Here is a 13,055-nt window from a genome sequence, read left to right on the forward strand (position 1 = left end):
GGCTTTATTATCAAGTCACTTTCTTAATGGTACCAACCATTTGTATAAGCTAAATTACCAAAGTTCGCGTGAGCTAGGGCTTTTTTAACTAGTTGCTCATCGTTTTCACATGGCACAAGCTGGTTATTGCTATACGTATAGGTGGTTGCTGGTTTTTGTGGTTGTAACACCACTACTTTATTATCGTGCATGTAGGCAAAGTTTTTGTCGTATTGCATCATTGCGCGTTGTTTGTTGCCGCTAATTGGCTTTGATAAATCATGACCTATCATAGGGTGCTTACCACTTGCGCCAATTAAAGACAGTAGAGTAACAGGAATATCGAGCTGACTGGCTAGTTGGCTATCTCGTTTATGGGTAATACCTTTACCAAAAATAACGGCCGGGATTTTAAAGTGATCAACCGGTACTAAACTCGCCCCAGATACGCGCGAGTCGTGATCGGCAATAACTATAAATACAGTATCATCCCAGTAGCTCGATTTTTTAGCTTTTTCGATAAACGTGCCTAGTGCATAATCGGCATACTTGGCAGCATTATTACGGGTTTGTTTTTGTTTATCGTACAGCGTTATTTTATCGTCAGGAAAGTCATACGGGCTATGATTAGAGCTTGAAAATATAAGGCTGAAAAAGGGTTTATTTTGTTTTTTAAGCTTAGTAAGTTCTATGTCGGCTTGGTCGTACAAGTCTTCGTCTGATGCGCCCCACGAGCCATTAAAGTCTATTTTTTTAAAGTTATTTGTATCTACAATACTTTTAAAACCGTTGCCTAAAAAGAAGCTTCGCATGTTATCAAAATGGCTTTCGCCGCCATAAATAAACTGCGTGTTGTAATTTTGCTTCGCTAAAAAATCAGCAATGGTAAAAAAGTCGCGTTGTGATTTATCAAGCTTAACAACCGCACGCGAAGGCGTTGGTGTAAACCCTGTAATTACCGCCTCAATCCCACGAACAGAGCGTGTACCCGTAGCGTATAAATTATCAAACCCCCAGCCTTGTTTATAAAGGGCGTCTATATTAGGTGTAAGTGGTAAACCGCCAAGCGTGCCTACATAACGAGCACCTAAACTTTCTTGTAAAATAATGACTAAATTTTTGGGTTTACCTGTATTACTTGCGCCATGAAACGTTTTTGTAGGGGCAGTTACATCACTAAATGCGGCTTGCGTATTTTGCATGTTACTACGCACAATACTAAGCAATTCATCGGTGGGCATTTTACCGTAATAGTCTTGGCTTGATTGCTCATTAGAAAGTTGCTTAACTGCAAACGCGACGCTATAAAGTGAGTTAAGGGTTAAGTCGTTAAGTAAGTGATCAGTAGAAAACGAGACCATGGCGGGGTTAAGTGGTCTGTGCCCTAATGAGTTGCGGGCGCCTAAAATAGTTAAGCATACTAAAACGAGCGCTAAAATTGATTGGTTTAAGCCTGTTAGTGATGACTTGCTTTGCCATTGATTACTAAATACTTTACTTGCAAATTTACAGCTTAAAATAAGTGTTATAACAGCAATAAATACTTCTAACTTATAGCCTGAAAAAATCATTTTTGAGACTTCTTTAGGATAAATTAAATATTCTATAAATAAGCGGTTTGGGCGTAAATCGTACTCGTTTATAAACGTAGGCGTAATCACTTCAAAAAAAACAAGTAAAGCAGACATCGTCACTAAATAAATTTTAATGAGGCCGCGTACTTTATTTTGCCAACCTACGCTTTGCATCAGTAAAGTAAGTAGTAATGCGGGCATAATAATGTAGCTTAGAGTGGCTATATCAACTCTTAAACCACCTATAAATATAGACACCCACGCATGCGATCCAAATACACGCTCCCCTTGCCATACACTTAAACCAAAGCGAGCAAGTGTTAAAAAGCTAAGTGCTAAAACAGCAAATACAACTAAAATCCATACAGGGCCAAGTGCATTTTGTATTTTAGGTATTACTTTAAATATTAGCCTCGTTATTTTAGGTATAAAAGTTAGCTTTATGCCCATAACACAGCCCACCAAATAAGTGCGGCAATTAGCATGGCTATAAACACGCTTGCAGAGGCAATATCTTTAGCTAGCCCCGAAAGCTCATGGTATTCACTGCCAATTCTATCAACTACAACCTCAACTGCCGTATTTACCAGCTCAGCAAACAATACAAAAAGCAGGCTGGCTATAAGCAGTAATTTATCGCTTAGTGCAATCTCTTGTAGCCACACAAACACACCGAGTAACGAAAACAGTGCTAGCTCTTGTTGAAACGCTGCTTCAAATCGACTCATCCATTTTAAGCCGTTAAAAGAATGACTTAAGGTAAAAATAAGGCGCATTAAGCCTTGGCGTTTTATAACGGTTTTATTGCTCATAGTTTTATTTCGCTTGGTGTTGTTTGGCAGCTAGCAAGTAAATCAAGTGATGCCTGATACGTTTTACTTTTAATGCCAATTAAATTTAAAAGGGTGTGAAAAATATTGTTGTGTGAGCGTGCAGCAGTGGTGTCTAAATTAGCCAAGCAGGTATTGGTAATGCGCTGATTATGCTCATCAGCCCACATATAAAGAGGAACATGCGTTTGTGTGCTAGGTGCAAAGCTATACGGAAAACCATGTAAATAAGCCCCAGCTTCGCCAAGTGATTCACCATGATCAGAGACATATAAAAACTGCTTATCTATATTGCTTGGCAGCGCTTTTAATTGCTCAATTACCTGGGCGTTAACAAAGTCGCTGTACGCAATTGTGTTGTCGTAGGTATTAACTAATTCATCGAGTGAGCAGTTTTGAATGTCGCTTCTGTCGCACGTGGGCGTAAATTGCTTAAATTTATTTGGGTAGCGTTTAAAGTAGGTTGGTCCGTGTGAGCCCATCATGTGTAGGACGATAACGGTATTAGCTTGGCTTAAATTAGCGAGTTTGCGCTTAAGCGGAGCAAGCAGTGCTTCATCAAAACAATATTTCCCATCGCAAAGCGCTGATGGGGTGGTTGGTATATCAATATTAACAACACGGGTGCATACGTTTTTACAGCCGCTGTTGTTATCAACCCACAGTACGTCACTGCCAGCTTGTTGTGCTAAGTCAATCAGGTTTTGTTGGTTGTCGGCTGCTAATCGATCAAAGTTATCTTGTGTTTGCAGTGAAAACATACACGGCACAGACACTGCAGTAGCGGTGCCACAAGACACCACATTATTAAAATACGTCACATTATGCTTTTGTGTATAAGGGTTGGTGTTGCGCCCATAACCTTGATAAGCAAAGTTTTCTGCTCGTGCGGTTTCACCAACAACCATAACTGTTACGCTGGTGGTGTTAGGCGCAATAAGAGTGGGTGTTGCATCTATATTTTTAAATTCCATATTGGTATACAGCAGCTGATCGCGCATATATTTATAACCGCTAGAGAGATACTGAAATGGGATGAGTTCTTTTTTTAAAATGCGGTTATTGCGGCCAGTGGCTGCGTAGTCGGCGTAAAAGTTTACGACCACTAAAGCAATTAGTGAGCAGCACGCTACAATAAGTTTTATACGACTAATCGCTTCTTGGTGAGGGCGGGTAAAGTGTATTTTTACTTTGCTTAATATAAAAACAGGTAGCGCACAAAACAGCAGTAGAAAGCCTATGAGCTGCGGATTTAAATAGCTCAGCGCTTCACTTGAGTCTGTTTCGAACGTGTTTTGAATCATCGAATAGTCAAACACGACGCCGTAATTTAATGAGCCGTAAAGCACGGCACTCGAAATTATCAGTAAAAGGTAGTTAATTGGTTTTAGTAACCACCTAACCGACACTATTGAAAAGAAAATAATTAAAAGGCATAACAAAAGCAGTGGCACTGAAAGTAAAAATAGCCACGAAAAAGATGCAAGAGAGGTTATGGCGCTAAACGAACCTTGAATAAAAGGAATGTTTATAACTAAACAGTAATAACAGGCAATCATCACTACAAAGGCATTTGCACTACAGTGAATGTAAAACCGTTTGCTACGGTTTGGTTTTTTTTGTGCTGGTGTTTGACTAATTACGTTCATATTTAGGCTCGTTTAAAATAACAACGCCATGCTATGCAACAACACTTAAGAGTCGCTTAAGAGAACCTACGCATTACCTGAAGGTGATAAATAATTTTATTTATAAAAATATTCTCAAAAATTAATCAAACCTTAAATAAGGGATATAAGAATAGTGAATTTCTGAGATTAAAATTAGAGCATAAAAAAACCACTACTAACCTATATAGTGAATTTTAAAACCTGATAAATTGTGTTTTAGTCTTTTTGTTAGATTAACTTTGGTGTTGACTTAAAGGGCCTAGCGCGGTACTAATATAAAAAGAGAGCGAAGGAATAACCTTCGCGATAATTGAACAAAATTTGGTATTAATTACATGCTTACAAACGCACTTAACCTAGTCCTGATTATTATCGTGGTGATTATTCCCGCGAGGGCTTCGTAGTGCTTTAAAAACTTAAGCATTAAAGAGCCCTCCGCACTTAACCGTTCGGAGGGCTTTTTAGTTTTAAGGATAAAATTTTTAGCGTAAAAATGTAATTGGGTTGTCACTGAGGAATGAGGGTTTATTAATGACAGGCGCAGAACTAACAATCGACTTATTGGCCAAACACGGCGTAAATGAAGTATTTGGCTACCCAGGCGGAGCTATTATGCCAATTTACGATGCGCTGTATGGCGCGCCAGTCAAACATTACCTTACTCGCCATGAGCAAGGTGCAGGGTTTGCAGCTGTTGGTTATGCTCGCAGTACGCGTAAATTAGGTGTGTGTTTTGCAACATCGGGCCCAGGTGCAACTAACCTAATAACCGCTCTTGCTGATGCAATGATGGATTCAGTGCCATTATTGGCGATCACCGGCCAAGTGCCTACTGCAGCTATTGGTTCAGATGCATTTCAAGAAATAGATGTATTAGGTATGTCGCTTTCGTGTACTAAGCACAGCTACATGGTAGAACGAGCGGAAGACTTAGCAGAAATACTACAAGAAGCTATCCATTTAGCGCAAAGCGGTCGTCCAGGTCCTGTACTTGTCGATATCCCTAAAGATATTCAAATGGCGCAAGTCCCTTTTAAACCTTGGCTTGCGGCTGATGAATACTTACCAGAGTTAGATTTAAAGCAAGTTGCTATTGCTAATCAATTGTTGAGTGAGGCTAAACAGCCTGTAGCGTATGTAGGCGGTGGTGTACAAGCCGCTGATGCGCAAGACGAGTTAATGCAGTTTTTAAATAAAACCCAGATGCCTGCTGTATCAACACTAAAAGCATTGGGCAGTGTATTACCTGACTACGAGCATTACTTAGGCATGCTTGGTATGCATGGAACTCAATCTGCTAATATTGCAGTGCAGGAATGTGATGTACTTGTGTGTATAGGTGCGCGCTTTGATGACCGCGTAACGGGTAACTTAGCTAAATTTGCAGCTAAAGCTAAAGTAATTCATTTAGATATTGATGCCGCTGAAGTCGGTAAGCGTAAACCAGCTAAAGCTTCATTAATTGCTGATTTAAAAACCTCTTTACCCGCACTTGAGTGTTTTGTAACACCTAAAGCGTGGTGTGACACAAACAAAGAAATGAATATTAAGCACGCGTGGCGTTACGACTACCCGGGTGAGAAGGTTTATGCACCGTACTTATTAAACCAACTGAGCCAACGCATGCCAAAAACGGGTGTTGTGTGTTGCGATGTGGGTCAGCACCAAATGTGGGTAGCACAGCACATGAAGTTTAGCCACCCGAGTAATCATTTAAGCAGTGGTGGCGCTGGCACAATGGGCTTTGGTTTACCGGCCGCTATTGGCGCACAAGTAGCACGCCCTGATGACTTTGTTATTACTGTGTCGGGCGATGGTTCAATAATGATGAATATTCAAGAATTAGCCACTATTCGCCGTAATAATTTACCTGTAAAAATATTAATTTTAGATAACCAACGCTTGGGTATGGTTCGCCAATGGCAGGAACTATTTTTTGAAGGCCGTTACTCTGAAACTAACCTTTCGGATAACCCTGACTTTGTTCAATTAGCTGCAGTATTTGGTATTCCAGGGCAAACAATTACCCATGCAAACCAAGTTGATGATGCTATTACTGCATTAGTAAACAGCAAAGGTCCGTACATAGTACATGCCTGTATTGATGATAAAGAAAATGTTTGGCCACTTGTACCACCTGGGGCTGCTAACGACGAAATGATGACGGAGAAAGCAAAATGAAACATAGCCTAACTATTGCATTAAAAAGCCAAAGTATAGCGGTAGAGCGCTTTTTACGAGTGGTGCGTCATCGTGGTTTTGACCTTACGCATTTTCAACTCAATATAGATGATGGGTTATACAATGTAGCCATGACGGTAGATAGTGATAAACCTATTCACCTATTAACAAGCCAGCTAAATAAGCTAGTGGATGTTAAAGAAGTCACTTTACAAAATTTACAGCACCAACAGGCTGTGTAATTACGAATTAAAAAATAATTTACGAGTAACTGAGACACTCAGTTATTTACCAATTTTAGAATGAGGAATGCCCGCTTTTATTGCGGCAAAAACAGAGGTAACTATGGCTAAATTAAGAAGTGCAACAACAACTGAAGGACGTAAACGTGCAGGCGCAAGAGCATTATGGCGCGCAACAGGTATGACAGACTCTGATTTTGGTAAACCGATTATTGCCGTAGTTAACTCGTTTACACAATTTGTACCAGGACATGTACACCTTAATCAGCTTAGTGAACTTATGGGTGAGACAATAACCCAAGCCGGTGGCGTTCCTAAAGAATTTAATACCATTGCGATTGATGATGGTATTGCGATGGGACACGGCGGTATGCTTTATTCGCTGCCTTCGCGCGATTTAATTGCTGATTCGGTTGAGTACATGGTAAATGGTCACTGCGCCGATGCTATGATCTGTATTTCAAACTGCGACAAAATCACTCCAGGGATGATGCTTGCAGCACTACGCTTAAACATACCGGTAATATTTGTATCGGGCGGTCCAATGGAAGCGGGTAAAACTAAGCTTGCTAACATCGATATTAAACTTGATTTAGTTGATGCCATGGTTAAAGGCGCTGATGAATCGGTAAGTGATGCAGATTCAGAGCAAGTAGAGCGTTCTGCGTGTCCTACATGTGGTTCGTGTTCAGGTATGTTTACTGCAAATTCAATGAACTGTTTGTTAGAGGCAATAGGCTTAGCACTTCCGGGTAACGGTACCACGCTTGCCACTCATAAAGACCGTAAACAACTGTATGTTGAAGCGGGTGCTCGTATTGTTGATTTATGTCGTGAGTATTATCAAAAAGATAATCAAGATGTATTGCCACGCGCTATTGCCAATAAAACAGCCTTTATGAATGCAATGGTTGTTGATATTGCAATGGGCGGCTCGTCAAATACCGTATTACATTTACTCGCTGCAGCGCAAGAAGCGGGCGTTGATTTTGATATGTCGCACATTGATGCGCTTTCTCGTAAAACACCGTTTTTATGTAAAGTTGCACCAGCAACACCAGAGTACCATATTGAAGATGTCCACCGTGCTGGTGGCATGATGGCAGTTGTTCGCGAACTTGGTAAAGCGGGTTTAGTTGATATGTCGGTTAATCATGTCGCTGGGTCAACGATGGCTGAGCTTGTTAAAAAATGGGATGCAACAGACCCAACTAACGAAGCTGCGCGCAAGTTTTATCGTGCGGGTCCTGCGGGCATTCGTACAACTAAAGCAATGAGCCAAGAGTGTCGTTGGGATGAAGGCGATAATGACCGTGTGAATGGGTGTATTCGAAGCGTTGAACACGCTTATCGCCAAGACGGTGGTTTGGCTGTGCTATCGGGCAACCTAGCCGTTGATGGGTGTGTTGTGAAAAGTGCAGGTGTCGTTGATGAAATGCTGCATTTTGAAGGCACCGCAGTGGTGTACGAATCACAAGATGATTCGGTAGAAGGTATTTTAAATAATGAAGTAAAAGCCGGTGATGTAGTGGTTATTCGTTATGAAGGACCAAAAGGCGGTCCTGGTATGCAAGAAATGCTATACCCAACAAGCTACTTAAAATCGAAAGGCTTAGCTGAAAAGTGTGCCCTTATTACGGATGGCCGCTTTTCGGGTGGTACGTCAGGTTTATCAATTGGTCACGTGTCGCCAGAAGCGGCAAGTGGTGGTGCAATTGCTTATGTTGAAAATGGCGATAAAATCATTATTGATATCGCAACACGCGAAATCACGTTAGCGCTAAGCGATGAAGAACTTGAGGCGCGTAAACAAAAGCAATTAGCACGCGGAAAAATGGCGTACAAACCAGTTGATCGTGAGCGCTATGTGTCGTCTGCTTTAAAAGCCTATGCATTACTTGCAACGAGTGCCGATAAAGGCGCTGTGCGCGATTTAGCTAAATTGGAGGCGCTTAGTTAATTATGGTCTCTCAAGAGCTCGATTATTTTCGCGCTATTATTCAAGCAAACATGGAGCCTTTGGCTAAAGTTACTGAGGTCAGCGAAATGGCTGAACTCAGTAAAAAGCTAGGTAACCATGTTTGGTTAAAGCGTGAAGACCAACAGCCCGTGTATTCGTTTAAATTACGCGGTGCCTATAACAAATTAAATAAATTACCTAAAGGCTCGGTGGTTATCACTGCCTCTGCGGGTAATCATGCTCAAGGGGTTGCATTAAGTGCATCTCACCTTGGGCATCAAGCAACTATTGTAATGCCAGTAACAACACCTGAAATAAAAGTCAGCGCAGTCCGTGCACTTGGCGGTGAAGTTGTATTACATGGCCATCATTTTGATGCAGCAAAAGCATATGCGCTTGAGCTTACAGAGCAGCGTAACGGTATATTTGTCCCACCATTTGATGACCCAGACGTTATTGTTGGTCAAGGCACTGTAGCACGCGAGTTAATGCAGCAATTAAACGAGCTTGATGCTGTGTTTATTCCTGTTGGCGGTGGTGGTTTACTTGCTGGTATGGCGGTTTACATTAAATCGTTGCGTCCAGATATAAAAGTAATTGGCGTAGAAGCTGACGAAAGTGCATGTTTACAAGCAGCACTTGAAGCCGGTAAGCCAGTAGAGCTTGATCGCGTTGGTAGTTTTGCCGATGGCGTAGCGGTTAAAATTATTGGTACTGAAACGTTTCGTTTAGCGCAAAAGTTTTGTGATGAGGTTGTTACAGTAACTAGCGACGAAATATGTGCAGCCATGCAGGATATTTTTGTATCTACGCGTGCAATTGCAGAACCATCAGGTGCCCTTGCAACAGCTGGGCTTAAAAAGTGGAGTCAGCAATCGGGATTAAAAGGGTTGCACTTAGCCGCTGTTTTATCGGGTGCTAATTTAAACTTTGATCGTTTGCGTTATGTAGCAGAGCGCACTGCGTTGGGTGAAAAAAACGAAGCGTTATTAGCTGTTACTATTAAAGAAGAAAAAGGCAGCTTTAAGCAGTTTTGTGCTTCTTTAGGTGGCCGTGCTATTACTGAGTTTAACTACCGCTATGCAGGACCTGGTGAAGCGCAGATATTTGTAGGTATTGCCCTGCGCCAAGGCGAGCAAGAGCTTAATGAGCTAAAGCAAGACTTAACAAGTAACGACTATCAATTTTGCGATCTATCAGACAACGAACTCGCTAAATTACATGTGCGCTACATGGTTGGGGGCAAAGCGCCAGAGCAATTACATGAACGTCTACTTCGCTTTGAGTTTCCTGAATATCCGGGCGCACTTGCACGCTTTTTAGATACTTTAGGCAGTAATTGGAACATTACCTTGTTTCATTATCGTAATCACGGTGGTTCTATGGGGAATGTACTAGCCGGTTTTGCTATTGAGCCGAGTCAGTATGAGATGTTTAACGAGCATTTAAATCGCTTAGGTTACAGTGTACAAGATGAAACACAAAACCCGTGTTTTACTCAATTTTTAACATCAAAACCGCAAGCAGAAAAAGTCGAAAAACTCGCCTCAGTATAACCCTTCCTTAAAGGCAGGCACCTAACTAGGGTGCTTGCTTTATCACACGTTTTACATATAGTTACAGGTAATCGTCATGCTTTTGAGGACACCTCGTTGCTATTTAAAGGATTAATCATTGGATTGTGCTTTTTTTGCAGCCACATAATGGCGCAAGAATCAGTTACATTACAGTTAAAATGGACACATCAATTTCAGTTTGCCGGTTATTATATGGCAAAGCAAAAAGGTTTTTATAATGATGTTGGCCTTGATGTCACCATTAAACAAGCTAATCCAATGAAACCTGATACTTTTGGTCCTGTTGCAAGTGGTGAAGCGCAATTTGGCGTAGGGCATTCTGGTATTTTGCAGCAGCGCATTAATGGTCAGCCTCTTGTTGCTATGGCTGCTTTACTGCAGTTTTCACCTTATTGCTGGATGGTAAAAGACACCTCTGATATTTTTCACCCACGTGACTTCGTTAATAAACGTATTACAGCGGTGAGTCTAAAAGATAGCACCGAGTTACTTGTTATGCTTAAACGCAGTGGTGTAGGAGTAGGTAATCTCAAAGTTTACGATGGCGAGAATCCAGCTCAGGCTTGGATTGAAAACAAACTAGATGCTATGCAAGTGTATGTTACTACAGAGCCTTATTATATGACTCAGCAAGGCGTAGCCCATCGGCTTGTTTGCCCACAGCGATATGGAATGGACGTGTATAGCGACATTTTATTTACCAGCGAAAACATGCTTAAGAAAAATCCGCAAACGGTCGAAAAATTCTACCAAGCGAGCCTAAAAGGTTGGCGCTATGCAATGATGAATATGGATGAAGCCATTGCAGTCACCCAGCAAAACTATGCACCGAGCAAAAGCTTTCATCAGCTCGCCTTTGAGGCTGAAGTACTAAAAAGTTATATAACTCCACCCACCACTAGTTTAGGGCATATGTCGATAGCAAAATGGCGCTTAATTGCTGACTTATATGGCATACAGCAAAACGAATTTGACGAAGTGAAATCTCACTTTATTTATAAATACCAAGAACCCGAAAAGATGCAATTATCTTGGATGCTCATAGCCGCTATTTTGGTAAGTGTTATTTCAATACCTTTGTATTTACGGCTGATTTTTAGCCAAAAATAACTGCTTAATGAGAACTCACTGAGCTGATATAATTAATTGTCTTTTTATTTTTTAAGCTGTTATGACTTTAGCCGAGCAATTTTTTGCACTTGATTCACTTTTAATGAGCCATCGTCAGTATTGGCAGTGCACCGCGTTTGATTTTGACACTATTCCTTGGCCAGAGCTGCAAGGCATGCTTAACGAACTAACTGATGATCAGGTAACCGTTCTTGATAACGATCAAAATCAGCTATACAAATTTTTTAGCCAACACATAAACCAACTTGATGAACTTGCTAAGCTATGTGAGTTACCTAGCTCTGCACACTCTCGAGTCGACTATCCATTTTGGATAAGTAACGGGATTAAAGGTCGTAAGTTTGATCAGTTACAAGATTTTGTATCTGCATTACCTACTACTAAGCAACCGGTTTTAGAGTGGTGTGCGGGTAAAGGGCACTTAGGGCGAATGCTTGCTTTTAATGGCGCAAGTAATGTGCATAGTATTGAGCTGCAACAAAGCTTATGCGAGCAAGGGCAAAAAAGTGCACAGCAACAAGGTTTAGCAATGCACTTTAGCCAAGCTGATGTATTAAAAGACGATATCACTCAATTTTTTAATGCTGATATGCATGCCGTAGCGCTACACGCATGTGGTGGTTTGCACCAAGCATTTATGCGCCAAGCAAGTTTGGCGAAAGTTCAACAAATTAGCTTTTCACCTTGTTGCTATCATTTATTTACGGCTAATGAGTACCGTGTAATGAGTGAGGTTGCAAATCAAAGCAAGCTTAACCTAATGCATCGCGATTTAAAGCTCGCATTACAAGAAACCGTTACAGCACCTTCTCGCCTGGAAAAAGTACGCAAAACAGAACTAGAATGGCGACTTGGTTTTGACGCACTTAGAAAATCGATTACTGGCGAGCAATATTATGTAAGCGTACCTTCGGTTAACAAAGCTATATTCTCAGATTCGTTTAAATCATTTTGTGCATGGGCTGCAGACAAAAAGGCAATAAAACTACCGCAAGATACTGATTATAATAAATATTTAGGTGTTGGGGTTGCTCGAAAAAAAATAACTGACCGAGTTGAACTGGTTCGACATGTGTTCAGAAGGGCAATTGAGGTTTGGCTTGTGCTCGATCGTGCTTTATATTTGCAACAGCAAGGCTATCAGGTGAGTGTGAATACTTTTTGTGAAAAGCAGTTAACGCCTCGTAATATTTTGATTCTTGCTAATATCCATTAAATTTCCGTCCTCGACTTAATAAGAGATGCAATGAGAAAGTTAAAAAATTTATTCGATAACAATAAACGTTGGGCTGCACGTACAAGCGAAGCTGATCCTGAGTTTTTTAAAATTTTATCAATGCAACAAAATCCAGAGTATCTATGGATTGGTTGTTCAGACTCTCGTGTACCTGCTAATCAAATAGTTGATTTATTACCAGGCGAATTATTTGTACATCGTAACGTTGCTAACGTGGTTGTACACACTGACCATAACTGCTTGTCGGTTATGCAGTACGCTGTAGAGGTTTTAAAAGTAAAACATATCATGGTAGTAGGTCACTATGGCTGTGGTGGCGTACAAGCCGTTTTAAACAATGCAAAATTCGGCTTTATTGATAATTGGCTACGCCACGTAGGGGATGTAAAAGAAAAGCATCTTGAACAACTTGATGCAATGCCAGAAAGCGAACGCTTAAGCCGCCTTATTGAGCTAAATGTAATTGAGCAAGTACGTAATGTATGCCGTACTAACATTGTGCAAGATGCGTGGGAACGCGGCCAAGAGCTAAGCGTTCATGGTTGGGTTTATGGTTTAGAAAACGGCCATCTTCATGATTTAGAATCTGTAGTAACGTGCGCGAGTGAAGAAACGCAAAGCTACAAAAAAGCAGTGCAGCACGTACTTAATAAAGTGGGCGAAAATAAATAAAT

General features: G+C 41.0%; 10 protein-coding genes. 7 read left to right on the top strand and 3 right to left on the bottom strand.

Features of this window, described 5'->3' with window-relative positions; all coding sequences use genetic code 11:
• Nucleotides 1–23: 23 nt before the first annotated feature.
• The 3 genes from I6E80_RS00055 to I6E80_RS00065 are packed head-to-tail and all read right to left on the bottom strand — an operon-like array spanning nt 24 to nt 4,032.
• Complete coding sequence (locus I6E80_RS00055) at nt 24–2,003, bottom strand: LTA synthase family protein (RefSeq protein ID WP_076925338.1); 1,980 nt, start codon at nt 2,001–2,003, stop codon at nt 24–26.
• The gene (locus I6E80_RS00060) at nt 1,994–2,365 is read right to left on the bottom strand and encodes a diacylglycerol kinase (RefSeq protein ID WP_024605310.1); all 372 of its coding nucleotides are present in this window, start codon (nt 2,363–2,365) and stop codon (nt 1,994–1,996) included. The genes I6E80_RS00055 and I6E80_RS00060 overlap by 10 nt, the downstream gene beginning before the upstream one ends.
• A complete protein-coding gene (locus I6E80_RS00065) occupies nt 2,362–4,032 on the bottom strand; it encodes a phosphoethanolamine transferase (RefSeq protein ID WP_197184489.1) in 1,671 nt (556 codons plus the stop codon). The genes I6E80_RS00060 and I6E80_RS00065 overlap by 4 nt, the downstream gene beginning before the upstream one ends.
• Nucleotides 4,033–4,584: 552 nt before the next feature.
• Here I6E80_RS00065 and ilvG point away from each other — a divergent pair.
• The 7 genes from ilvG to can all read left to right on the top strand — a co-directional run bounded on the left by ilvG (nt 4,585) and on the right by can (nt 13,053).
• A complete protein-coding gene (gene ilvG / locus I6E80_RS00070) occupies nt 4,585–6,234 on the top strand; it encodes an acetolactate synthase 2 catalytic subunit (RefSeq protein ID WP_076925339.1) in 1,650 nt (549 codons plus the stop codon).
• Nucleotides 6,231–6,476 (top strand): acetolactate synthase 2 small subunit, encoded by a 246-nt coding sequence (gene ilvM, locus I6E80_RS00075; protein WP_024600392.1) that lies wholly within the window; start codon nt 6,231–6,233, stop codon nt 6,474–6,476. The genes ilvG and ilvM overlap by 4 nt, the downstream gene beginning before the upstream one ends.
• Before the next feature lie 103 nt (nt 6,477–6,579).
• Nucleotides 6,580–8,436: a dihydroxy-acid dehydratase gene (gene ilvD / locus I6E80_RS00080; protein WP_024600393.1), complete on the top strand. Its 1,857-nt coding sequence runs from the start codon at nt 6,580–6,582 to the stop codon at nt 8,434–8,436.
• 2 nt (nt 8,437–8,438) lie between these two features.
• Nucleotides 8,439–9,992: a threonine ammonia-lyase, biosynthetic gene (gene ilvA / locus I6E80_RS00085; protein ID WP_024600394.1), complete on the top strand. Its 1,554-nt coding sequence runs from the start codon at nt 8,439–8,441 to the stop codon at nt 9,990–9,992.
• Nucleotides 9,993–10,139: 147 nt separating this feature from the next.
• Complete coding sequence (locus I6E80_RS00090) at nt 10,140–11,123, top strand: ABC transporter substrate-binding protein (protein WP_033037225.1); 984 nt, start codon at nt 10,140–10,142, stop codon at nt 11,121–11,123.
• A 61-nt stretch (nt 11,124–11,184) separates the two neighbouring features.
• The gene (locus tag I6E80_RS00095; protein ID WP_197184490.1) at nt 11,185–12,360 is read left to right on the top strand and encodes a methyltransferase; all 1,176 of its coding nucleotides are present in this window, start codon (nt 11,185–11,187) and stop codon (nt 12,358–12,360) included.
• Between the two features lie 30 nt (nt 12,361–12,390).
• Nucleotides 12,391–13,053 (top strand): carbonate dehydratase, encoded by a 663-nt coding sequence (gene can / locus I6E80_RS00100; protein WP_007582103.1) that lies wholly within the window; start codon nt 12,391–12,393, stop codon nt 13,051–13,053.
• The last annotated feature ends 2 nt before the right edge of the window (nt 13,054–13,055 follow it).

The organism is Pseudoalteromonas sp. NSLLW218 (assembly GCF_015864775.1).
Classification (GTDB): Bacteria; Pseudomonadota; Gammaproteobacteria; order Enterobacterales; family Alteromonadaceae; genus Pseudoalteromonas.